The organism is Paraburkholderia sediminicola (genome assembly GCF_046030555.1).
GTDB lineage: Bacteria > Pseudomonadota > Gammaproteobacteria > Burkholderiales > Burkholderiaceae > Paraburkholderia > Paraburkholderia sediminicola_E.
The window spans coordinates 160,381-181,262 of record NZ_JAQQCH010000003.1; the positions used below are offsets into that span (position 1 = coordinate 160,381).

At 62.1% G+C, this 20,882-nt stretch carries 23 protein-coding genes; 14 read left to right on the forward strand and 9 right to left on the reverse strand.

Going from position 1 to position 20,882, the window contains the following annotated elements; all coding sequences use genetic code 11:
* The first annotated feature begins 69 nt into the window (after positions 1–69).
* The 6 genes from PQQ52_RS06495 (at position 70) to PQQ52_RS06520 (ending at position 5,463) form a co-directional block, all read left to right on the forward strand.
* A complete protein-coding gene (locus PQQ52_RS06495; RefSeq protein WP_408208085.1) occupies positions 70–465 on the forward strand; it encodes a hypothetical protein in 396 nt (131 codons plus the stop codon).
* Positions 466–763: 298 nt separating this feature from the next.
* Positions 764–1,759: a homoserine kinase gene (locus PQQ52_RS06500; protein WP_408208088.1), complete on the forward strand. Its 996-nt coding sequence runs from the start codon at positions 764–766 to the stop codon at positions 1,757–1,759.
* Positions 1,750–2,556, forward strand: coding sequence for a BPSS1780 family membrane protein (locus tag PQQ52_RS06505; RefSeq protein WP_408208090.1), 807 nt, complete (start codon positions 1,750–1,752; stop codon positions 2,554–2,556). The genes PQQ52_RS06500 and PQQ52_RS06505 overlap by 10 nt, the downstream gene beginning before the upstream one ends.
* Positions 2,557–2,650: 94 nt before the next feature.
* On the forward strand, positions 2,651–3,103 hold the full coding sequence (locus PQQ52_RS06510; RefSeq protein ID WP_408208093.1) for a MarR family winged helix-turn-helix transcriptional regulator: 453 nt from the start codon (positions 2,651–2,653) through the stop codon (positions 3,101–3,103).
* 173 nt (positions 3,104–3,276) lie between these two features.
* Positions 3,277–3,696, forward strand: coding sequence for an organic hydroperoxide resistance protein (locus PQQ52_RS06515; protein ID WP_201077894.1), 420 nt, complete (start codon positions 3,277–3,279; stop codon positions 3,694–3,696).
* Positions 3,697–3,963: 267 nt separating this feature from the next.
* The gene (locus PQQ52_RS06520; RefSeq protein ID WP_408208097.1) at positions 3,964–5,463 is read left to right on the forward strand and encodes a cryptochrome/photolyase family protein; all 1,500 of its coding nucleotides are present in this window, start codon (positions 3,964–3,966) and stop codon (positions 5,461–5,463) included.
* Between the two features lie 304 nt (positions 5,464–5,767).
* Here the strand turns inward: PQQ52_RS06520 and PQQ52_RS06525 are convergent, their stop codons facing one another.
* A complete protein-coding gene (locus tag PQQ52_RS06525; RefSeq protein WP_408208100.1) occupies positions 5,768–5,944 on the reverse strand; it encodes a DUF3563 family protein in 177 nt (58 codons plus the stop codon).
* Between the two features lie 107 nt (positions 5,945–6,051).
* On the reverse strand, positions 6,052–7,245 hold the full coding sequence (locus PQQ52_RS06530; RefSeq protein ID WP_408208103.1) for an extracellular catalytic domain type 1 short-chain-length polyhydroxyalkanoate depolymerase: 1,194 nt from the start codon (positions 7,243–7,245) through the stop codon (positions 6,052–6,054).
* A 357-nt stretch (positions 7,246–7,602) separates the two neighbouring features.
* Between PQQ52_RS06530 and PQQ52_RS06535 the strand changes: the two genes are divergently transcribed.
* From PQQ52_RS06535 to PQQ52_RS06550, 4 genes are all read left to right on the forward strand, one after another.
* Complete coding sequence (locus tag PQQ52_RS06535) at positions 7,603–8,304, forward strand: phosphatase PAP2 family protein (protein WP_408208106.1); 702 nt, start codon at positions 7,603–7,605, stop codon at positions 8,302–8,304.
* A gap of 165 nt (positions 8,305–8,469) precedes the next feature.
* Complete coding sequence (gene modA / locus PQQ52_RS06540) at positions 8,470–9,243, forward strand: molybdate ABC transporter substrate-binding protein (RefSeq protein ID WP_408208109.1); 774 nt, start codon at positions 8,470–8,472, stop codon at positions 9,241–9,243.
* Between the two features lie 18 nt (positions 9,244–9,261).
* Positions 9,262–9,936, forward strand: coding sequence for a molybdate ABC transporter permease subunit (gene modB / locus PQQ52_RS06545; RefSeq protein WP_408208112.1), 675 nt, complete (start codon positions 9,262–9,264; stop codon positions 9,934–9,936).
* 1 nt (position 9,937) lies between these two features.
* Positions 9,938–10,639: a sulfate/molybdate ABC transporter ATP-binding protein gene (locus PQQ52_RS06550; protein ID WP_408208115.1), complete on the forward strand. Its 702-nt coding sequence runs from the start codon at positions 9,938–9,940 to the stop codon at positions 10,637–10,639.
* A gap of 149 nt (positions 10,640–10,788) precedes the next feature.
* Here PQQ52_RS06550 and PQQ52_RS06555 read toward each other — a convergent pair whose 3' ends face one another.
* Entirely contained in the window at positions 10,789–11,634 is an 846-nt protein-coding gene (locus PQQ52_RS06555; protein ID WP_408208118.1) for a TOBE domain-containing protein, read from the reverse strand.
* Between the two features lie 93 nt (positions 11,635–11,727).
* Complete coding sequence (locus PQQ52_RS06560) at positions 11,728–12,111, reverse strand: tautomerase family protein (protein WP_408208121.1); 384 nt, start codon at positions 12,109–12,111, stop codon at positions 11,728–11,730.
* 100 nt (positions 12,112–12,211) lie between these two features.
* On the opposite strand from PQQ52_RS06560, the gene PQQ52_RS06565 reads away from it, so the two are divergent.
* Positions 12,212–13,063 (forward strand): LysR family transcriptional regulator, encoded by an 852-nt coding sequence (locus PQQ52_RS06565; protein ID WP_408208124.1) that lies wholly within the window; start codon positions 12,212–12,214, stop codon positions 13,061–13,063.
* Positions 13,064–13,163: 100 nt separating this feature from the next.
* Here PQQ52_RS06565 and PQQ52_RS06570 read toward each other — a convergent pair whose 3' ends face one another.
* The gene (locus PQQ52_RS06570) at positions 13,164–13,772 is read right to left on the reverse strand and encodes a hypothetical protein (protein WP_408208127.1); all 609 of its coding nucleotides are present in this window, start codon (positions 13,770–13,772) and stop codon (positions 13,164–13,166) included.
* 112 nt (positions 13,773–13,884) lie between these two features.
* Here PQQ52_RS06570 and PQQ52_RS06575 point away from each other — a divergent pair, with 112 nt between their 5' ends.
* A complete protein-coding gene (locus PQQ52_RS06575) occupies positions 13,885–14,322 on the forward strand; it encodes an MbcA/ParS/Xre antitoxin family protein (protein ID WP_408208129.1) in 438 nt (145 codons plus the stop codon).
* The gene (locus PQQ52_RS06580) at positions 14,319–15,020 is read left to right on the forward strand and encodes an RES family NAD+ phosphorylase (RefSeq protein WP_408208131.1); all 702 of its coding nucleotides are present in this window, start codon (positions 14,319–14,321) and stop codon (positions 15,018–15,020) included. The genes PQQ52_RS06575 and PQQ52_RS06580 overlap by 4 nt, the downstream gene beginning before the upstream one ends.
* Positions 15,021–15,027: 7 nt before the next feature.
* Here the strand turns inward: PQQ52_RS06580 and PQQ52_RS06585 are convergent, their stop codons facing one another.
* From PQQ52_RS06585 to PQQ52_RS06600, 4 genes are all read right to left on the reverse strand, one after another.
* Positions 15,028–15,765 carry a metallophosphoesterase gene (locus PQQ52_RS06585; RefSeq protein WP_408208133.1) on the reverse strand — a complete coding sequence of 246 codons (738 nt, stop codon included), beginning with the start codon at positions 15,763–15,765 and terminating at the stop codon, positions 15,028–15,030.
* Between the two features lie 148 nt (positions 15,766–15,913).
* The gene (locus PQQ52_RS06590) at positions 15,914–17,341 is read right to left on the reverse strand and encodes a c-type cytochrome (RefSeq protein ID WP_408208136.1); all 1,428 of its coding nucleotides are present in this window, start codon (positions 17,339–17,341) and stop codon (positions 15,914–15,916) included.
* A 20-nt stretch (positions 17,342–17,361) separates the two neighbouring features.
* Positions 17,362–18,963, reverse strand: a complete 1,602-nt coding sequence (locus PQQ52_RS06595) for a GMC family oxidoreductase (RefSeq protein ID WP_408208139.1) — start codon at positions 18,961–18,963, stop codon at positions 17,362–17,364.
* A gap of 110 nt (positions 18,964–19,073) precedes the next feature.
* Positions 19,074–19,733, reverse strand: coding sequence for a sugar dehydrogenase complex small subunit (locus PQQ52_RS06600; RefSeq protein WP_408208142.1), 660 nt, complete (start codon positions 19,731–19,733; stop codon positions 19,074–19,076).
* Positions 19,734–20,097: 364 nt separating this feature from the next.
* Between PQQ52_RS06600 and PQQ52_RS06605 the strand changes: the two genes are divergently transcribed.
* Positions 20,098–20,760 (forward strand): DUF1345 domain-containing protein, encoded by a 663-nt coding sequence (locus tag PQQ52_RS06605; RefSeq protein WP_408208145.1) that lies wholly within the window; start codon positions 20,098–20,100, stop codon positions 20,758–20,760.
* Positions 20,761–20,882 lie beyond the last annotated feature (122 nt).

The window sequence follows — 20,882 nt, forward strand, 5'->3', positions numbered from 1 at the left end:
AATAAGGCGATCGCGCCCGTAGGCAAGGCTGGATTTGCTAGAATCGGGGCACCATATTGGAGAATCACCATGAAGCCGCTCCTTCCCGTCGCCGTTGCACTGGCCTTCGCCTTTGGCAACGCCGCGATGGCTGCCCAGCCTGTCGATGACACTCCGCCCGCCGGCGCGCCCCAGTCCGCCAATGAACGGGCCGGCCTACCCGACCTGGAGAAGATCAATCGTCCGGCCGCCGAGGTCAGCTCGAAGGTCGAAATCAACGTCCCGCGCACGCCGAGCTTCCACGAACGCAGCGCTAACGGCACCGAAATTACCGAATATCGCGACAAAGGCAAGCCCGTTGAAATCAACGTGCATTCGAATCTCGGCACGCGCTATCAGATGAGCGCGCCGCTCGACACGTCGCCTGCCGTGCGCGACAACGGCCGTGCAAGCACGCGTTTGCCGTCCGTGAATCTGACTTATTGATGCATGCCGGGGCAGCGGCACGGCGTGAGTCGCTCCCCCGAATCCGCATGGCCCGCGGGCGTCACCTCGGGTTTTCAGCCAGCTTGCCAACTTTCAGCACCGCCTGCAGCACGGCGATACCGCGTTGAATTGCCGCAGCGCTTTGCGGCCCTGACCGAGGGCCGGGGCTGATGGCTAGAACCGGTGGCCAGGATCCGCTGCCCAGATTGACCTTGATCGCGCTGTCTGAAACGTATTTGCCACACCTCGCACTGGCCGCATCGCGCCAGCCCGACTAACCTGATCCGACGTTTCCCGCATGGCTGTCTTCACCGCTGTCACCGAACCCCAACTAGCAGAATGGATGCGTCATTACGATCTCGGCGACGTCGTCGAGTTTCGCGGCATCCCGTCCGGTATTGAGAACAGCAACTTCTTTCTGACGACGACGCGCGGCGAATACGTCCTCACGATTTTCGAAAAGCTGACGGCCGGGCAACTGCCGTTCTATCTCGATCTGATGCAACATCTGGCCGCGCACCGCGTGCCCGTGCCGGATCCCATGCCGCGCGAAGACGGCGCGCTGTTCGGCACGCTGCACGGCAAACCCGCCGCTATCGTGACCAAGCTTGAAGGCGCGCCGGAGTTGGCGCCACAGGTCGAACACTGCATCGAGGTCGGGCATATGCTCGCGCGCATGCATCTGGCGGGGCGCGATTACGCACGCCATCAACCGAATTTGCGCAGCCTGCCGTGGTGGCAGGAAACCGTACCGACCATCCTGCCGTTCCTGGAGGGCGTGCAGCGTGACTTGCTGTCGTCCGAACTGGCGCATCAGGAGGCTTTCTTCGCGTCGGCGGATTACGCCGCGTTACCCGAGGGTCCCTGCCACGCCGACCTGTTCCGCGACAACGCGCTGTTCGCGCACGCCGCGCCGGAAACCGGCCACGAGGTACGCCTGGGCGGCTTCTTCGACTTCTATTTCGCCGGCTGCGACAAGTGGCTGTTCGACGTCGCGGTAACAGTCAACGACTGGTGCGTCGACCTCGCCACCGGCAAGCTGGACGATGCGCGCACGGAGGCCATGCTGCGCGCCTACCAGACCGTGCGCCCGTTCACCGTCGAAGAAAACCGCCATTGGGGCGACATGTTGCGTGCGGGCGCTTACCGCTTCTGGGTCTCGCGCCTGTATGATTTTCATTTGCCGCGCGCGGCCGAGTTACTCAAACCGCACGATCCCGGCCATTTCGAACGTATTCTGCGCGAACGCCTGTCCGGCGTTGCACTTCCAGGCATTCATACCTCATGCAACTGATCGAAGTCCCCGCGAAGACCGGCTATGTCTGGTTCCGGCAGGGTATCTGGCTGTTCCGCAAGAACCCGCTCGCGTTTCTGACGCTGTTCTTCACCTATCTGCTGATCATGACGCTGATGTCGCAGATTCCGGTAATCGGCGGCGTGCTGCCGCTGGTCTTCATTCCAGGTGTCGCGGTCGGCTTCATGGCGGCGTGCCGTAACACCATTGCCGGCAAGCCAGTGTTCCCGACCATTCTGGTAGATGGCTTTCACTCGTACGGCCCGGTGGTTGCCAAACGTCTGCTGGTACTGGGCGTGCTGTATGTCGTTGCAATGGCACTGGTGCTGGCCGGCTCGGCGCTCGCCGACGGTGGCATGCTGCTGAAGGTCATGCTCGGCGCCGCCACGATGGATCAGGACGCGATCGCCAACAGTAATATCCCGCTCGCGGTGATCGTCGCATTCGCGTTCTATATTCCAGTCGCAATGATTTTCTGGTTCTCGCCGGTTCTGATCGCGTGGCACGACGTGCCGCCCGTCAAGGCGATGTTCTTCAGCGTCGTCAGTTGCTGGCGCAACCGCGGTGCGTTCATCGTGTTCGGCGCATTGTGGTTCGCGGTGGCGACCACAGTCTCGTTCGGTTTGTCCGCGCTGATGCAGGCGCTGGGCGCGGGCGACTTCGCGTTCGCGATCCTGATGCCCGCCACGATGATCGTCACGACCATGCTGTATTGCTCGTTCTACGCGACCTATCGCGGCTGCTTCGGCGTGCAAACGCCCGAAACGCCGGATCTGCCGACCACGCCGGCAGCCTGAAGAACCCCTATTCGCGCTCGTCAACTTCCCTCGATTTGCGGCACAATGGTTTGCGCGCAATCGATTTGCACGCTCTTTTTAGACGAGATGCATCATGACCCAGCGCCCCGCTTTGCCCTTCACACTCGACGAGCAACTCTGCTTCGCGCTCTATTCGACCTCGCTTGCGATGACGAAAGCGTACAAGCCGCTGCTCGACAAGCTCGAGCTCACCTATCCGCAATATCTGGCGATGCTGGTGCTCTGGGAAGCCGACGACATTACGGTCAAAGACCTCGCCGCGCGGCTGAATCTCGACTCGGCAACGGTCACGCCGCTGCTCAAACGTCTCGAAGCGCAGGGCTACCTGGAACGGGTACGTGGCGTCGAAGATGAACGGCTCGTCTATATCCGGCTCACCAAAGCGGGCACCGCACTGAAGCGTCAGGCACGCGAAGTGCCGGCGGAAATCTTCTGCGCGACCCAGCAAACGCCGGAATTCCTGCTTCGGCTGCGCGACGATTTGACACGCTTGCGCACCACGCTGAACGATTACATGGACCACTAACCGGCCGGCTTCAAACAGCATGCTATCGGTACGATGCAAAAAATAGTTTGCACACAAATGATTTGTGTACTATCTTTATTGCATGCCGCTTCGATAGCGCTCTGCCAGAACGGCAGGCAAGTAAGGTGCGGCAAGCATGCAGATCCTGATAATCCAGACGAAGGAGCAGCAAAATGAACATCCTCTACAAAGCAAGCGCAACCAGCACTGGTGGCCGTGACGGCCGTGCAGTATCGTCGGACAATGCGTTGGACGTGAAGCTGGCGGCCCCGCGCGAACTGGGCGGCAACGGCGCAGCGGGCACGAATCCGGAACAACTCTTTGCAGCGGGCTACTCGGCGTGTTTCCTGAGCGCGATGAAGTTCGTCGCCGGCCAGAAGAAGCAGACTTTGCCGGCTGATACGCAAGTCACGGCAGAAGTGGGAATCGGCCCCAACGACAACGGCGGCTTTGCGCTCGACATCGATCTGCGCGTTTCGTTGCCGGGTCTGGCCGCTGACGCAGCCAAGGAGCTGGTCGACGCAGCGCATCAGGTCTGCCCCTACTCGAACGCTACGCGCAACAACGTCGCGGTGCGTTTACAAGTCGCATAAGGCACGATCTCGACGGCTCACGGACAAATATTGACACCGCGCGGCAAAACCGCGCCGCCCTGAACAGCGCCCGCACCCTGCAAAACAGGGCGGGCGCCACGCCGTTTACGGTCGTGGCACGCAACGTGCGAGACCGAACCGTGCGACCGCTTACCATCACCAGCCCTATGAATAAGCCCCCGGTTGAGTAATATCGTCGCCTGGCAGTTCATCATTGCGACGGTCGATGCTTCGCCGCGCAACCGTTCACCCTGACCCGCGATTCCAATGACACGCGTCCGACGCCTGAACGACACCTTCGATACCGGTTTGGTCTGGTTTCGCCGGGACCTGCGCAGCACGGACAACGCCGCGCTCTACTACGCGCTCAAGCATTGCGAGCGCGTCTGGTGCGTGTTCGTATTCGACACGACGATCCTGCAACCACTGAGCGACGCATGGCAAATTCGCCATCCGGATATGCAAGCGCAAGATCGCCGCATCGAGTTCATTCTTGCTGCATTGGGCGAGCTGGATGAAGCATTGCGCGCCAAGGGCGGCGGCCTGGTCGTGCTGTACGGCGATCCGGCCGATCTCGTGCCCAGGCTCGCCGACGAACTCGGCGTCGATGCGATATTCACCAATCACGATTACGAACCGGTTGCGATCGAGCGTGACGAGACGGTGCGTGTGCGGCTGGCCGGAGCCGGACGCCAATGGCTGACGTTTAAAGACCAGGTGATCTTCGAGCGTGACGAGGTGCTGACAGGCCAGGACAAACCGTTCACGGTATTCACGCCATACAGGAAGGCGTGGCTCAAGCAGCTAACGGCCTTCGATCTGAAACCGTATCCGGTCGAGACCTACGCGAAGCATCTGACCGTACTGCCACCCGAACTGGATCGCCGGTTGCCGAGTCTCGATCAGCTCGGCTTCGCACCGAGCAATCTGGCGGAGCTCAACTTGCCCACCGGCATGAGCGGCGCGCAACGTCTGCTCGACGACTTCATGACCCGCATCGACAGTTACAAGGACCGGCGCGACTTTCCCGCCGTCAAAGGCCCGAGCTATCTGTCGATGCATTTGCGCTTCGGTACTGTCTCGATCCGCACGCTCGCGCGGCTCGCGCATGAGATCTCCCTGCAGCCCGATGGGCAAGGCTCGGCCACATGGCTTTCGGAGCTGATCTGGCGGGATTTCTACTTCATGATTCTCTCGCACCATCCAAGGCTGGCGGCCGGCGCGTCGTTCAAGAAAGAGTACGACGGGCTGCGCTGGGAGCAAGGCCCGGAAGCGGACGAGGCGTATGCCGCATGGTGCGACGGCCGCACCGGCTATCCGCTGGTCGACGCCGCGATGCGGCAACTGAATCGCACCGGCTATATGCACAACCGCCTGCGAATGGTGACGGCAAGTTTTCTGGTGAAGGATTTGGGTGTCGACTGGCGGCTCGGCGAGCGCTACTTCGCCGAACAATTGAACGACTTCGATTTCTCGGCGAACAACGGGGGCTGGCAATGGGCGGCATCGACGGGATGCGACGCCCAACCGTATTTCCGGATTTTCAACCCGATCACGCAATCTGAAAAATTCGACGCTGAAGGACGCTTTATCAAACGCTACCTTCCCGAGCTTGCAAAGCTACCGGCCAAATGGATTCACGCGCCATGGCTCGCGGGCACGGCACGGCTCGCGGAATTCGGCGTGATATTGGGCAAGAATTATCCGGTGCCGATCATCGACCATGCTGAAGCACGGCAGCGCACACTGGCGCGTTTCGGCAAGTAAGCGTGTGCTCACACCGATTCGGTCAAGAACGTCTGAAGGAGACTAACTGGTAGATATGCATGCAGGTCTGCGTCGCTGCATTGTCGCGCTGACATTTGCATACTGGCGACGGGACCGCTGGGCAAGCGGACTGCGGGGGTGCCCTGTCTCGTCGCCTGAGTGGGGTTCACCGCGGCGTTGGATCACGCGCTGTGGCAATTGAATCCGGCTGTCCAAGCGCTTCCAGCAACCTGTGAGAGCTTGGGCGCCTCGCCCCGAACACCGGCGTTCTTCACTACGCGCCGATGCTTCAAACTCGCGCAGCTTAGTGCTGGCTCATCCACGACGACTGGCGAGTGGTCGCTTCGCGATCCAGCTTGCGCATACGGAATTCCAGATCGTACAGATCCGTTGCTTCTGCGAGGAAAGCGTCAGCGCGTTCTTTCGCGAGTTGATCGGGCGATTTGGTCAGGAACAGAAACAGGCGGCTAAGCAGATACATGGTCAACCTCGACAATGAGTTTAGGCACTAACGCCTAAGGGATAACCCGTATTATAGGGAAAACCCTAGGCTTGCGCCAATACTCATTTCGAAGTGTTGCTCCAACGTCACCGTCCGCCCGTAGAGGCTTCTGTGACGGTGCTTTCAGCGGTACTGCCGGCCCCAACACGGCGCTGGTGCCGGAAGAATTCCCATACCAGGGCGCTCGCGTCCGGTCCTTTGGCGGAATGAAACGGCACGGCGTCGTCGCCACCGCTCCAGGCGTGTGCGAGCCCTTGCACACGACACAGCCGTACCACGCGTCGACCGCCGCGCAGATAGTCGCGCATTACCACGCCCCCTTTGCGCTCCTCCTTGACTTCACCGGATTTGCGCACGCCTTTCTCGTCGATGATCCGGTTCAGGCGGAGAAACTGTTCCGCCAACTGGTCTGCATTGACCGGCGCGACCACATGGTCGGCGTCGCCGTGGAGAATGATGGCCGGCATACCTGGGTATTCAGCCACATTAACAAGTTCGTCGACTAACTCGGCCGGCTCGCGGCGCGCGCCGCGGCGCATCACGTCCATCGCCGCGATGCCGGAGCGAGCTTCCCCGAAAGCGGGGCCGGAATGCAGCGCGACCGCGGCGAAATGCTCCGGATAATTGACAGCCAGAAGCGCCGTCAGGCCAGCGCCGGCGGAAATTCCCGCAACATACACACGCTCGCTGTCAAAGCCATGCTGGGCAACCAGCGAGTCCACTAGCGAGACGACCGCACGCGCCTCAGCGCCGCCAGCACTGTCGCTGGCGTCGTACCAATGCCAGCAGCGATGCGAGTGCACGTGCTTCGACTGTTCCGGATAAACCACGGCAAAGCCGAACCGGTCCGCGAGCACGTTCATCCGCGTGCCTTCGGCGAATTCGTCGATCGACTGGGTGCAACCGTGCAGCATCACTACCAGCGGCATCGACTCGCCCACATGACCGGACGGGATGTACAAACCGTACTGAAGGTGGTTGACGAGCCGCCCGGGCGAGGCAGGTGCGGAGTGGAACGAGCGCGTCCACGAACCGCTTGCCCATGCCGAAGCACGCGGACGAACCCGCGACTCCCGTGGGGCAGCGTGCGGCGCCTCGCGTTTCGCGGATGCGCGCAGCGCGGCCGCCGCTTTGATAGGACGGACCTTGGCCGAAGGCTTGCTGGTAGCAGTTCGTGCAGGCCGTGTGGTGGCGCGCCTGGTTGTGTGGGCTTGCTCGGTTTGAATGGCGAGCAGCCGCTTAAGACCGCGCAGCCAGATGTTCGATAGACTTTTTGCCATCGGCGGGTAACCTCGCAAAAAGGGACAGGTGCCGTTCGATAGAACGACGCTTTGTTGTGCAATGCACAATAACACCAATCCTCATGCGATGCTGGAGGCCGGAACCACTGCCGAGCACCGAATTTTCCGCAGTGCGAACCTTGCAGCAACACCAACGTCAAACCATTGCAAAGCTTGTTCGCCAGCCCACGCCTGTTCGCAAAAAGCCTGGCGCGTGGCGAATCCGGCCCGTAGCACCCGTCTATACTGGCGGGTAAATAATTTCAGTACACGCCCTGACCGCGTCGGCGTTTCATGCCGTTCGCGCGTTAAACCATTACCAATCCGATTCTACGCGGCCTTGGTCGCGCTTTTGCCATGCCCGATTTACCTGTCCATCTGTGGTACTCGATAACCAGCCTCGGCGGCGCCGGCATGACGCTGCCGCTCGCGATCGCCATCGCGCTTTGGCTGGCGATCGGCTACACGTGGCGCATGGCCGCCGGCTGGTTGCTGCTGCTTGGCGTGGCCATCGGCATTGTGACTGTGACCAAACTGGCCTTCCTCGGCTGGGGCGTCGGTGTGCGTGAACTGGATTTCACCGGCGTCAGCGGTCACGCCATGCTGTCTACTGCCGTCTATCCTGTCGCGCTGTTCCTGATGTTGCTGCCGGCGCGCCCCGCGCTTCGTCTGCTTGGTGTCTTACTGGGCCTGGCCGCAGGCATCGCGGTCGGCTTATCGCGCGTCGTGCTGAGCGCTCACTCGCCCTCTGAGGCCGTCACCGGCTGCCTGGTCGGCGCGCTGGCGGCACTGGTCTTCGTGCGCATGGCGTGGAATCTTGAGCCGGGCCGGTTGTCGGCGTTGCCCGTCACCGCAAGCCTGATGGTCCTCGCGATACTGATGCACGGCGTGCATGTGCCGACGCAACGCTGGGTCACGCATATCGCGTTGAAGGTATCTGGTCACGACCGGCCATTCATCCGCGCCAAGTGGAAGGCCGTGCGCGACGTACGTCCCGCCACAGCGCCCCTGTCGCAGACGCTCAACACGCTGACGCCACCGCCTTCGTCCGACGTCTGAAGCATACTCAACTGATTGCCGGTCCGGCTGAAACCCAGCCCGCCGACTCACGCGCCGCTTTATGCGCGCAATTGAATAATTGTCATGGGTACCGCTATAACCTTTCATATATTACGATAGCGTTTTAACCCACCGCTCCGGCCTACGCCGGACATCCAAGCCTTCATGACACTGTCTCGCCGCTTTGCGAAACATGCGCTGCTCATCGCCAGCGCCATCTCCGTTACCGTCAGCGCCAATGCACATGCCGGCGAACTGGTGGTCTCCGCCGCCGCCAGCCTGACCAACGCCTTCAAAGCGGTGAGCGAGGTCTTCGAACAGCAGCATCCCGGCACCAAAGTGCTGCTGAACTTCGGCGCGTCCGACGTGTTGATGCAGCAAATCGCCAAAGGCGCACCAGCCGACGTATTCGCCTCCGCGGATCAGAAAGCGATGGACAAGGCCGCCGCGCAAAAGGTGATCGTTCCCGCCACGCGCAAGGATTTCGCCGCTAATTCACTGGTGCTGATCGTGCCGACTGACAGCCATTTCGCACCGGCCTCGCTGAACGATCTGGCGTCGGCGAATGTGAAGCGTGTGGCTTACGGCGATCCAGCTTCGGTGCCGATCGGCCGCTATGCGCAAGGCGCGCTGCAAGCCGCGGGCGTGTGGGACGCGGTCAGCGCGAAGGCCGTGCTGGCGTCGAACGTACGTCAAAGCCTCGACTACGTGTCGCGCGGCGAAGTCGACGCCGGCTTCGTGTTCAGCACCGACGCCGCGGTCATGCCAGACAAGGTCAAGGTCGCGATGAACGTACCGACGCAAACGCCGATCACCTATCCGATCGCGCAAGTCGAAGGCAGCCGTCACGCGGCCGACGCGCAGGCCTTCATGAACTTCGTGCTCTCGCCGGCCGGCCAGGCCGTGCTCGCGAAGTACGGTTTCAAGCCCGCGCATTAACTTAGGTATCGCACGCTCATGCAACAGGCCTGGATTCCGCTCTTGTTGTCGCTGAAAGTGGCGGGCTGGGCCACCGCGCTCAATCTGGTGTTCGGCGTCGCGGCCGGTTTCGGTTTGTCGCGCTGGCGCTCAGGCGCGCGCGACGTGATCGATTCGCTGCTCATGTTGCCGCTCGTGATGCCGCCCACCGTGCTCGGCTATTACCTGCTCGTGTTGCTCGGCCGGCGCGGCGTGATCGGCGGCTGGCTCGACCGCTTCGATATCCAGCTCGTGTTCACCTGGCAGGGCGCGGTGATCGCGTCGACAGTGGTGGCGTTTCCGCTCGTGCTGAAGTCGGCGCGCGCCGCCTTCGAAGCCGTCGATCCGCAACTCGAGCGGGCCGCGCGCACGCTCGGCGTGAGCGAGATGGCAATCTTCTTTCGCGTGACGCTGCCGCTCGCCGCGCGCGGCATTCTCGCCGGTGGATTGCTGGCGTTTGCGCGGGCGCTCGGCGAATTCGGCGCGACGTTGATGATCGCAGGCAACTTGCCGGGACGCACGCAGACGCTTTCGGTTGCGGTCTATTCAGCCGTGCAAGCCGGCGACGACAGCACAGCCAATTTCCTCGTGCTCGTGACTTCGGTGACGTGCGTCGTGATCCTGTTGCTCGCTGGCCGTCTGGTGCCGCAGCACACGCTTTTGACGTCCCGCTGATATGCCGCTCGCCGTCGACATTCGCAAGACCTTCGAGAGCGCCGAGCGCCGTTTCATGCTCGACGTCTCATTCAAGGCAACCACGCAGCGCCTCGTGCTGTTCGGGCCGTCCGGCGCGGGAAAGAGTTTGACGCTACAGGCCATCGCCGGCCTGCTGCGCCCCGACGAAGGCGCGATCACGCTACACGGCAACGCGCTATTCGACAGCGCGCGCGGCATCGATCAGAAACCGCAGGCGCGCAAGATTGCGTATCTGTTTCAGGACTACGCGCTGTTTCCACATCTGAACGTGCGGCAGAACATCGGCTTTGGGTTGCGGCAGGGTTGGCTCAATCCGCGCGCGCGGATCTCGCACCCGCAAGTCGACTACTGGCTCGATGCGCTCGAGTTGAAAAGCGTGGCGGGGAATCATCCCGCGCAGCTTTCGGGTGGACAGAAGCAACGTGTGGCGCTGGCGCGAGCGCTGGTCGCACAACCCCAGTTACTGTTGCTCGACGAACCGTTTTCCGCGCTCGATAGCGCGCTGCGTCAGCGTATGCGGAGCGAGCTGTCGGATCTGCAAACGCGGCTCGATATTCCGATGGTGTTGATCACGCACGATCCCGACGATGTCGCCGCGTTCGGCGATCAGGTCGTGCAGGTCAGCGATGGTTGTGTGCGCGAGAATCAGGCATTCACGGGTTACATGCACAGCGAGCCTTAACTCAAGCGCGCGCCGTCAGCGCGTGAGAGTCCGTAAAGCCCCAAGTGCTCTGAGCCTTGGCGCGCTCAGTATCCCTGGAACCCTCGCTCTCATCGCCTTAGAGTCTCAACACCCTGACGGCCCCATAGCCGTCCGAGCCCCAGAGAACGTCAACGCATTGAGTCCTTCACGCCGAGAATCACGCTCGACGCCTTGAATACGGCGACTGCGGTCCCGCCTTCCACAAGACCGAGCGTATCGACGCTTTCATTCGTGACGACCGCGGTAATCACCGCGCCGCCGTCCAGCACCAACGACACCTCCGCGTTGACCGCCCCGCGCTTCACGCTCTGCACGGTGCCGCGCAACTGATTGCGCGCGGACAGTTTCAACGGCGCACCGTTTTCTTTCTCCACGACCAGCACCACCCACGACGCCTTGATCAACGCGAACGCCGCCTCGCCCTTCGCAAGCCCCAGCGTCTCGGTACTTTCATGCGTGAGCACCGCGACGATCGTATGGCCGCCTGGCAGGGCCAGCGACACTTCGTCGTTGACCGTTCCGCGCGTGATCGCCGACACCGTTCCATAAAGCTGATTGCGCGCGCTCGTTTTCATGCCGATGCGGCCGATCAGATCCCAATCCGTCGCAAAGCCTTCGATCGCAGCGCCCGCGCGTTCGAGAAACCGCCGATGCTCGCGCTCGACCGCCCGAAACGTATCGATCAGCTTCACCGCGCGCGGCGTGAGCGTCGTGCCGCCCCCGCCTTTACCGCCGGTCAGCCGCACGACGAGAGGCTCGCCGGCAAGGTTGTTCATCGTGTCGATAGCGTCCCACGCGCCTTTGTAGCTCATGCCGACGGCTTTCGCCGCACTGGTGATCGAGCCGGTCTCGCCGATCGCCGCAAGCAGCGCGATCCGCGACGCGCCGCCGAGCGTCTGCGCGCCCGCCTGAAACCAGACGGAGCCGCCAATTTCAAGGGCTTCGTGGGACGGATCGATGCGGTCGGATGTCATGGCGGCAGGAGGCTCGGTGGGTCAGGAAAGGACAGCGAACCATTATAGCGATGCAGCAGTCCTTGCCCGCCACCCAGCGCATTCCTCGGTCACTCAAACCGCGTACTGTGCGATCCCATTTCCAAACGACCAGTTCTCCTTCAGCACTTCGACGAGATTGATGAACACATCCTCTCGTCGCAGCCCCGGCGACTCCGCCAGTTCATCCACCATGCGCTTGTACAACGCCTTCTTTTGCTCGAGCGTACGCGTGTTGCTCACCGTGAGCTGAATCACCACAAAATCGTCGCTTCGCTCGATATTCAGATACTGCTTGTCGTAGATAAAGTTGCCGTCCTCATGCTCCGTGATGAGCACAAAGATATCGTCTTTCGGCACATTGAACGTGTCCACCAGCGAACGCTGAATGCTCTCAGTCAGCGCCTTCCGGTATTCCACCGGCTTGCCGGCGCGCAATGCAATTCGGGTGAGCGGCATGATGAAACTCCTTGGTTGCAGTGATTGGGTAAACACAGCTTAGGCGCGCTCGTTCATAATGAATAGACATCATTGATGATTTCATCTATATCCATCCGAAATGAAAGTCCTCGATCTCGATGCTGTTCGTGCCTTCGTGCTGGTCGCCGATCTGCATAGTTTCACGCGGGCCGCCGACGCGCTCGACACCACGCAGTCCGCCGTCAGTCTGAAGCTCAAGCGGCTGGAGGCGCATCTCGGCAAGCAGTTGGTGGAGCGTACGCCGCGCGTCGTGCGCCTTTCCGCGGACGGCAACGCTTTCCTTGGCGCGGCTCGCGATCTGCTGAGCGCGCACGAGCGGGCACTGGGCTCGCTGTCGGTGGAGCGTCGACGGCTCACGTTGGGGCTGAGCGAACATGTCGCGGGAGCGAACTTGCCGCAGTTGCTTGCGCGGCTCAACGCGCACGATCCGGGTCTGGTGGTCGAATTGCATTTGGGTATGTCCGCGGCACTGCTCGCGCATTTCGACGAACGGCGCCTCGACGCAGTGATCGTTCGCTATGGCGCCGATGAGCCGCCGCGTGACGACGCCCAGGTGCTATTCAGCGAGCCGCTTGGCTGGCTTGCCACGCCGGACTGGCTGCCGCGCGTCGGCGAGCCGTTGGCGCTCGCGCTGCTGAGTCCGCCGTGCAATGTGCGCGACGTCGCGCTGCAAACGCTGAATGCAGCTGGGGTGGCATGGCAGGAAGTGTTCGTCGGCGGAGGCGTGGCGGCGGTGGGCGCCGCGGTTGCAGCCGGCCTGGCGGTGTCGCCGCTGGGACGCAGAGTCGCGCCGCGAGGGTTGGTCGATGTCGGCGCGCGGCTGGGTTTGCCGCCGCTGCCGGAATCACGCGTGACCTTGCATTCACGGGTGAGGGATAAGCGATCAATGGAGACGTTGCGGTTGGTGACGAATGGGCTGGCAAGCGCTTGAGGCATTCGGACGCTTCATCGCATTGATGCGCGCTCGGGCGCACTGCCTTGGGCCCACCGGGCACCAAGGCCAAACGCGAACGCGCCGCCTGAACCAGCGCTCAGCGGAGGATCGGCGGCAACGAGCCGCCGCCGGCGGTAGCCGGATTAGCGATTGCGGCCGCGGGACTCGCCGTCACGTTTGCCGCTCTGGCAGGCGCGTTCGTGTGGGCCACCGCAGGCTTGGCCGCGCCGGTTTTCGCCGCCACCTTGACCACGTGGACATGCGCCGTATGGCCTTGAACGAGGTTGGCGCGCATGATCCTGCCTTGACCCGATTTCGCCTGAGCAACTTGTGCGTGCGGCTTTTTACCCTGCACCATCACCGCGGCTTTCGACTTAGGTTTGCCTGCCCCCGTGACCACGCCCCGATGGGCAACGGTCTTGACCGCGACCTTTTTCCCGCTGCCGTGCGCTAGCGGCTTGGCGCCACGCTTCGACGTCGACGCTACCCGCTGCACACCATGTTGACCGTTCGCCGCGTGCTTCGAACCCGCCTTTGCGCCAGCGGTAGACTTGATCTTGGCGGCGGCACCGGTCGTTTTCCTGGCGTGCTTCGCCGTATGCCCAGCCGACTCGGGCGGATTCCACACTTCCGTATAACCAGCAGCCATTGCCGCACCGGACACACACCACACTGCAACTGTCGCTGCTACTGCTCGAACCCACATCTCCTGCTTCTCCTGATCTTCGGTTTTATAACGAGCCGGGATTATATTCTCTTGCAAAAATCCATTTTTAGACTAATATCAACAACAAGTACACATAAGGACTTATTCATTCATGGCTCACGCTGCCCGCGCCACCCAGCCCGAACCGCCGATCCGTCAGCCGATTCCGGAACCCACGCTTACGGAGATGTCGGCGGCAGGCCTGCGCGCGTTCTTCAACATTGCGCGGGACTGGGACTTGAGCGCCGAAGAGCAGATCGTGTTGCTCGGCTCCCCGGGCCGCTCCACCTATTTCAAATGGAAATCCGCACCGGCAACAGCCCGTCTGGGACGCGACACGCTGGAACGCCTGTCGCTGCTGCTCGGCATCTATAAGGCACTGCAGATCCTGCTGCCTCAGCCCAACGCCGCCGACACCTGGATCAGGCGTCCCAACAGCGCGCCGCCGTTCGGCGGCCGCCGCGCACTGGACCGCATGCTGGCCGGCAATATCAGCGACCTCGTGGCCGTGCGCCAGTATCTCGACGCGATGCGAGGCGGCTGGGCGTGACAGAACCGCATTGGCAGCACCGCTGGCGCAGCGCGCCGCTCGACTGGTCGCCCGCGTATCGCGTGATTCCAACGCGTTTTCCGGCCGTCAATCTGTTCGACCGGGTTGCATCGCCGGAAGATTTCGACGCCCTGTACGCGCTCGAAGCAATGACCAATGACCGCCTGCGCACCGAGGTCGGCGAACTCGATCTTGTGCCACGCGAAGAGCGCCGCTTTGGTCCGGGCTATGGGCCGATCATGGCCGCGTTGACCCACCTGAATCCGCTCGGCAGCCGCTTCTCCGATGGCACGTACGGCGTGTTCTATTGCGCCCGCTCTCGTGCCACTGCGATCGCTGAGACGCGCTATCACACGGGGAAATTTCTGGAAGCAACCGCCGAGCCGCCCATGCGGCAGCAGATGCGGCTCTACACGGTTGTGGCGCAAGGCAACGTGGTCGATCTCCGCGCCGATGTGTCGCTCGATCTCGCGGTGTTGTCGCCCGACGATTATGTCGCCGGCCAAGGGCTCGGCCGTGCCGTGCACGAGGCCGGTGCGCCGGGCATCGTGTATCCATCGGTTCGGGATGACGAAGGCGAGTGCCTCGCCGCATTCAAAACCACGCTATTGCGCGACTGCCATCACGCGGCGTATCTCGAGTACAACTGGAATGGCACGAGCGTCGATATGGTGTTCGAGCTCAATCAGGTGGGTTGAGAGATCATCAAGGCAGCGCCAACGCGGCCGCCCCGCTCTCCCGCGCCGCCTCTACCGAGATCGACCAGCGCCGCAACGCCTGAGGCTCCACGATCGTCAGCTTGCCGCCGGGCCCGAACGCGCCGGTGTCGATGAAAATCTGCGAACCGATCTGCTGGATTTCGCGCATCGGTGTATGGCCACAATAAGTCAGCGAAAGGCCGTGCTGCCGCAGCGGATCGCAATTGCCCGAGGCCAGATCGCGTCCCCACAGCAATTGTTGACGCGTTTCTGCAGAAAAATTGCCAGCGTCGAGTTCAGCGTCCGTGCCGAAGAATTCGGCATGCAGAATATTGAAGCGCTCCTTGCCGCTGCCGACCACACGCACGAGCGGCAACGTCCGCAGACGTTCGGCGTAATCCTGCAAGCGCTCGTCGGACAAATTCGCCGCCCATATCCCGCCTATTCCATACCACCACTGGCGCCGCAAGCGCCCATCGGCGACGCCGCACAAGGTGTCCTCGTGATTGCCGAGCACCGCGTGAAACCACGGCTTGTCGAGCAGAGTCAACGCCTGCTCGGAGTGTTCGCCGCGGTCCACCAGATCGCCGACCGAAAAGAGCCGGTCGCGCGCGGGATCGAACGCGATATCGCGCAGCAGATAGCGCAATGCATCGACACAGCCATGCAAATCGCCGACGACAAAGTCGCGGCCGCTGCGATTGGCTGGATGATGCTGGACGGGGTTGACGAGTACGGAAGCCATTCGCTCATGATAGTGCGGCAGCCGCAACTGCGTATGAGCGTTGCCTATCTTTTCCCGTTGTCCTGGATCGCTCGAATGGCGTAGAAACGACGCAAAAACGGCGCGCCTACGGCATTATTTGCCGAAAAGCGCACCGTCAACGCAGTCGTTATTGCTGCGTGCGCAGCTTGGCGACCTGATCCACCGTGACCGTGGATTGCGGATTACCGAACTGTTTGGTCACATAGTTGGTGATGGCGGCCACCTGATCGTCGGTGAGTTGGGTGCCGAACGCGGGCATCAACACGTCAGCCTGTTTCGTCGTACGGCTAAGGCCGTGCAGGATCACCATCGCCAGATTGTTGGCGTCACTCGCGCCAACCGCCGAGTTGTGGATCAGCGACGGATACGCGCCCGGCGCGCTTGCACCCACGCCCTGACCGGTCCAGTTATGACACGTCGCGCAATTGGCGATGAACAGTTGCGCACCGTTCACCGCGTTGATCGTGGTGCCGCGCAATGCGGTGACGTCGTCGACGGCCGGATTGCCCCACTGGTCGCGCGGACGCGATTCGCCGCCGTTGATCGGCGGCACCGAGCGCAAATACGTGACGATCGAGCCGACGTCCTCGTGCGTCAGATACTGCGTACTGTCGGCTACCACCTCGGCCATTGGACCCGCCGCATTGGCGCGACCCGGCGCCGCGCCGGTCGACAGATACGCCACCAGTTCGTCATCGCTCCAGTTGCCCACGCCACTGTTCTTGTCCGATGTGATGTTGTACGCGTGCCAGCCGCCCTGTACCGCGCCGGAGAAGCGCGAACTCGTCTTCAAACCCTGCGTGAAATTGCGCGGCGTATGGCATTCCTCGCAATGCGCGAGACCCTGGACCAGATACGCGCCTCGATTCCATTCGGCACTTTGTTTCGGATCGGGGACGAAGCGGCCTTCGTCGAAATTGAACAGATTCCAGAACACCATCAGCCAGCGCTGGTTGAAGGGGAATTTCAGGTTATTGCTCGGCGGCGCGTAGTGGATCGGCGTCAGCGTGTTCAGATACGCGCGAATTGCCAGCACGTCCTGATCGGTCACCTTGGTGTATTCCGCGTACGGGAAGGCCGGATAAAGCCGCTCGCCACCCTTGCCGACACCTTCGTGCATCGCGCGCAGAAAATCGGCGTCGCTCCATTGACCGATGCCGGTGTCCGGGTCAGGCGTGATGTTCGGCGTCACGATCGTGCCGAACGGTGTATTGATCGGCAGGCCGCCCGCGAACGGGCGTGCTTTGTCAGCCGTGTGACAGGCGACACAGTCGCCGGCCCGCGCGAGGTATTCACCGCGTTTCACGAGATCGCTGCTGGCCACCGCCGTCGGCGCGGCCAGCGCGACAGCCGGTTGCGAAGCGTCGTCCGCGCGGGCTTGCGTGATCGGCAACTCGTCGTTGTGTCGCGCACCAGGCCCATTCGCTTCGTGCCAGGCAACATACAGCGCAAACAGCGAAAAGACGGCCGCCAGCGTCGCCACCCGGAAACGGCGTCGACGCGTGCCCTGGAGCAGCGCATCGGCCTGCTGCACGCGAGAGGTGTTCTTCGTCATTGTGGCTCTCCGTTCAGGGCTCAGATTTCACGCTTGAGCTTGTCGGCCAGCTTCAGCGACAAGGCCGCGATCGTCAGCGTGCAATTCACGGAGGCGGCGGTCGGCATCACACCGCTGCTGGCGATAAACAGATTCGAGTGATCGTGCGTGCGGCAGTCCGCGTCGACGACCGAATCTCCCGGATCGCTGCCCATGATGGTGGTACCCATGATGTGATTGTTCGGCGCGAAAGTATCGTCGAACGAGACCTCGGCACCGCCGAACAGCGACGCGATCTGCGCATACAGTTCGTGCGTGTTCACCGCGCTCTTCTTCACGTAGTCATTGATCGAGTAGTAGATCTCGGGCTGTGGAATGCCGAGTGCATCCTTGTGATCCGCCGAGGGCACCACGCGGTTCTGCGGCTCCGCGAGATGCTCGTGAAAGCTGTTGATGTTCAGCGTGCGCGCCGCGCGGTCGCGGATCTGCCGGTCGAGCTCGGCGCCCGTAAGGCCTTTTTTCAGCAGATCGGCGGCCACGCCCATGGTCGGCACACCATTCGACAGATGCAGCTTTTTCGCCGCGTAGTCGGAGCGGAACGCGCCGTCGCGGAAGTTGACGATCGAGGTCATCTCCATCGGCCCGCGTCCGGGCCACAGCGGTTCGTTCGCGAGGAAAGTGACGCCCGTGCCCGGATGATCCATCAGGTTACGACCCACCTGGTCGGAGCTGTTGCCGATGCCGTGCGGGAATTTGTCAGTGGTCGACATCAACATCAGCTTCGGCGTTTCGATGCCGTTCGCGGCGAGCACGAACAGCTTGCCGGTCACACGTGTGCTGTTGCCGTTCGGATCCTTGTAGTGGACTGCCGTGATGAGCCCTTTGTTGTCCGCTTCGACACGGTACACGACCGCCTCGGGAATCAGCTTTGCGCCGGCCTGCTCGGCCTTCTCCGCGTGCACCACGCCGTTGTACATCGCGGCGATCGGGCAGATCGGCATGCAGTTGTTGTTGCCGCAACAGGTGGGCCGCGCATCGTACGGACGGCTGTTGCGCGCCACCGGTTCGGGCACCACCTTGAAGCCTTGCGCGTTGAGCACGTCGCTAAAGCGCTGATCCATGTACGACAGTGGCAACGCGCTCATCGGATACGGCTTGGAGCGCGGCGAACCGAGATCGATCGTGTTGTCCGGACCGGAAACGCCCAATTGCATTTCAGCCGCTGAATACCAGGGTTCCAGCGTCTCATACGGATAAGGCCAATCACGTCCCACGCCATACAGCTTGTGCAACTGGAAGTCAGACGGCAACAGCCGCCACGCGGCGGCCGCCCAGTGCCACGTCGTGCCGCCGACCAGCCGAACATACTGTGAGTTGTACGGATAATCGCCCTTCTGGATCAGATAATTGTTAGCGGGCGCGTACTCGGGATGCGGCGCATACGGTGTGGACGGATAGGGCGTCGCGAAGTCAGACTTGGCTGGCGAGTTGCGAAAGTTCTCGACGATCTGCCAGCGCGGAATGCGCGGCCCGGCTTCGAGCAGAATCACCGACGCGCCGGCCAGCGCCATCTGATGCGCGACCAGTCCACCGGCCACGCCCGACCCGACCACGACGATGTCGGCGGAATTTGAATTTGCCATTGTTACCCTCTGGCTGGCTTATCGTTGCTTGCTGTTTTCGTGTGCCGGCGTTTCGTCGAACGACTCAATCAGACGATACGGCGACAGCGCACGCGCGAGAGGCACGTCGTTCAGGCGACCGCCGGCTTATGCGTCCAGTAAAACGGCACGTCGCGGCAATAAGATGGAATCGTCAGCACGTCCTTGACCGGCTCGAACATCAGCGCTTTTTCATAAGCGACCACCTCCACATGCGGCATGTCGCCCACGAGACCGAGATACCACGCTCGCATGATCGCGCTCACGGATTTCGCGAGCGCCGGCTGGTCGGCCTGCAATGCCTGCGTGACGGTATCGGAAGGCACGCCGCCATGGCCTTGCAGCCACGTGTTGAGCGCAGCGACGTTCTGGGAGAACTGGCTATCGGATTTGGCGAGAGCGCCGTAGACACGTTTGCCGAGCACGGCGTCGAAGCCCGAGCGCCCGGTGAGACGCTGCGAGAGCACAAGGAAAGCATCGAGTCCGCCGCCTGCGGGCGTATCAGCGAACGCCGGGGCGATCCACGAGAGCGGGCGGCCCGCGCCTGCAAACGCGAGCGCGACAGCGGTGGCGCATGCGCCCAGCACCCATGTTCTGCGCGAAGCCGAGAACGAAAACGAACGCGAGGCGTGAAGCGACGGTGATTGCGAAGACCTCGGCGAAGCAAGCTGCGAAGACGAAGCTGGTGACGAAAATCCGGTCGAATGCGTCACTTCGTGGTGCGCATTTTTCTTCTCAGGAACATCTGTCATGGGGGCTCCAGATGGTGAGTCGATCGTGAGTCATTCTCAACGAGCAACGCGGCGGCGTGATGCCGTTCGCGCGTTGCGTCGATTTCTCTACCCCAAAACCCGGTCTAGCGCCGCTTAAGCGATCTTGTGTGGCCGCGCGATGCCGACGCGAACCGCATTATGGTGTGCTGATGGCAGCCTTGTGAAACAGCTTCACTGCGCGGCGCGCACGGCGAAAAGCGTGCCGCCTGCCAATCGCCTTTCAACTGAAAGCGATGCGCAAGGCCGTTGCGAAAGACTATAGCCTGTGAATCGTCCATTCGACAAATGGTGCCCGAAGCGCGAGTAGAATCCGCGACACAGACAGCCCTCCACTCCTGATTCCATGCTCACAAAATATTATCCGCAGGTTCTTCGCAATCGACCCCGCATGCTGATCGGCCTCGTCATCGGCCTCGTGGCCGCGCTGGCCGTATCTGAGCACTCGCGTCCATTGGTACGCGTGCTGGCCGGTTGGGACGCTGCCGTATGGAGCTATCTCGTGCTGATCTGGGCGCATATGGCGACCGCCGACGAAGGCCGCGTCCGGGAATTCGCGCGGCGCGACGATGAAAATGCGGGTATCGTGCTGCTGGTAATCTGCGTCGCGACGATCGCCAGCATTGCCGCGATCGTGCTCGAACTGGCCTCGGCGAAGGGCACCGCCGGCAGTTCGACGGCCTGGCACTACCTGTTGACCGGCATGACGATGTTCGGCGCATGGTTCCTGATCCCGACCATTTTCACGATGCACTACGCGCGGCTTTACTACGACCCCGATGCAACGGAGACCGCGCTGCTATTTCCCGATCGCAAGCTCGAGCCGAACTACTGGGACTTCATGTACTTCTCGTTCACCATTGCCGTGGCCTCGCAGACTTCAGACGTGGTGCTGCGCTCCCGCACGATTCGCCGCGCGGCGCTCGCCCAATCGATTCTGTCGTTCTATTTCAACGTCGCCGTGCTCGGCTTGTGCGTGAACATCGCAGCGGGCCTGGTCGGCTCCTGATCCCCTGGTCTTTTCACTGAAAGTTTTTTCTCTCACCATGCTTGCCCCGCCGGCCGCCGCTTCGCCTTTTGCGGCCCCGGCGCGCGCCTCGCGACACGCCGTGTAAAACCCGGACGGCGACC

Excerpts from the sequence above, each read along its gene's own strand:
- PQQ52_RS06495 (WP_408208085.1), top strand. The coding sequence starts at position 70 with ATGAAGCCGCTCCTTCCCGTCGCCGTTGCACTGGCCTTCGCCTTTGGC.
- PQQ52_RS06500 (WP_408208088.1), top strand. The coding sequence starts at position 764 with ATGGCTGTCTTCACCGCTGTCACCGAACCCCAACTAGCAGAATGGATG.
- PQQ52_RS06505 (WP_408208090.1), top strand. The coding sequence starts at position 1,750 with ATGCAACTGATCGAAGTCCCCGCGAAGACCGGCTATGTCTGGTTCCGG.
- PQQ52_RS06510 (WP_408208093.1), top strand. The coding sequence starts at position 2,651 with ATGACCCAGCGCCCCGCTTTGCCCTTCACACTCGACGAGCAACTCTGC.
- PQQ52_RS06515 (WP_201077894.1), top strand. The coding sequence starts at position 3,277 with ATGAACATCCTCTACAAAGCAAGCGCAACCAGCACTGGTGGCCGTGAC.
- PQQ52_RS06520 (WP_408208097.1), top strand. The coding sequence starts at position 3,964 with ATGACACGCGTCCGACGCCTGAACGACACCTTCGATACCGGTTTGGTC.
- PQQ52_RS06525 (WP_408208100.1), bottom strand. The coding sequence starts at position 5,944 with ATGTATCTGCTTAGCCGCCTGTTTCTGTTCCTGACCAAATCGCCCGAT.
- PQQ52_RS06530 (WP_408208103.1), bottom strand. The coding sequence starts at position 7,245 with ATGGCAAAAAGTCTATCGAACATCTGGCTGCGCGGTCTTAAGCGGCTG.
- PQQ52_RS06535 (WP_408208106.1), top strand. The coding sequence starts at position 7,603 with ATGCCCGATTTACCTGTCCATCTGTGGTACTCGATAACCAGCCTCGGC.
- modA (WP_408208109.1), top strand. The coding sequence starts at position 8,470 with ATGACACTGTCTCGCCGCTTTGCGAAACATGCGCTGCTCATCGCCAGC.
- modB (WP_408208112.1), top strand. The coding sequence starts at position 9,262 with ATGCAACAGGCCTGGATTCCGCTCTTGTTGTCGCTGAAAGTGGCGGGC.
- PQQ52_RS06550 (WP_408208115.1), top strand. The coding sequence starts at position 9,938 with ATGCCGCTCGCCGTCGACATTCGCAAGACCTTCGAGAGCGCCGAGCGC.
- PQQ52_RS06555 (WP_408208118.1), bottom strand. The coding sequence starts at position 11,634 with ATGACATCCGACCGCATCGATCCGTCCCACGAAGCCCTTGAAATTGGC.
- PQQ52_RS06560 (WP_408208121.1), bottom strand. The coding sequence starts at position 12,111 with ATGCCGCTCACCCGAATTGCATTGCGCGCCGGCAAGCCGGTGGAATAC.
- PQQ52_RS06565 (WP_408208124.1), top strand. The coding sequence starts at position 12,212 with ATGAAAGTCCTCGATCTCGATGCTGTTCGTGCCTTCGTGCTGGTCGCC.
- PQQ52_RS06570 (WP_408208127.1), bottom strand. The coding sequence starts at position 13,772 with ATGTGGGTTCGAGCAGTAGCAGCGACAGTTGCAGTGTGGTGTGTGTCC.
- PQQ52_RS06575 (WP_408208129.1), top strand. The coding sequence starts at position 13,885 with ATGGCTCACGCTGCCCGCGCCACCCAGCCCGAACCGCCGATCCGTCAG.
- PQQ52_RS06585 (WP_408208133.1), bottom strand. The coding sequence starts at position 15,765 with ATGGCTTCCGTACTCGTCAACCCCGTCCAGCATCATCCAGCCAATCGC.
- PQQ52_RS06590 (WP_408208136.1), bottom strand. The coding sequence starts at position 17,341 with ATGACGAAGAACACCTCTCGCGTGCAGCAGGCCGATGCGCTGCTCCAG.
- PQQ52_RS06595 (WP_408208139.1), bottom strand. The coding sequence starts at position 18,963 with ATGGCAAATTCAAATTCCGCCGACATCGTCGTGGTCGGGTCGGGCGTG.
- PQQ52_RS06600 (WP_408208142.1), bottom strand. The coding sequence starts at position 19,733 with ATGACAGATGTTCCTGAGAAGAAAAATGCGCACCACGAAGTGACGCAT.
- PQQ52_RS06605 (WP_408208145.1), top strand. The coding sequence starts at position 20,098 with ATGCTCACAAAATATTATCCGCAGGTTCTTCGCAATCGACCCCGCATG.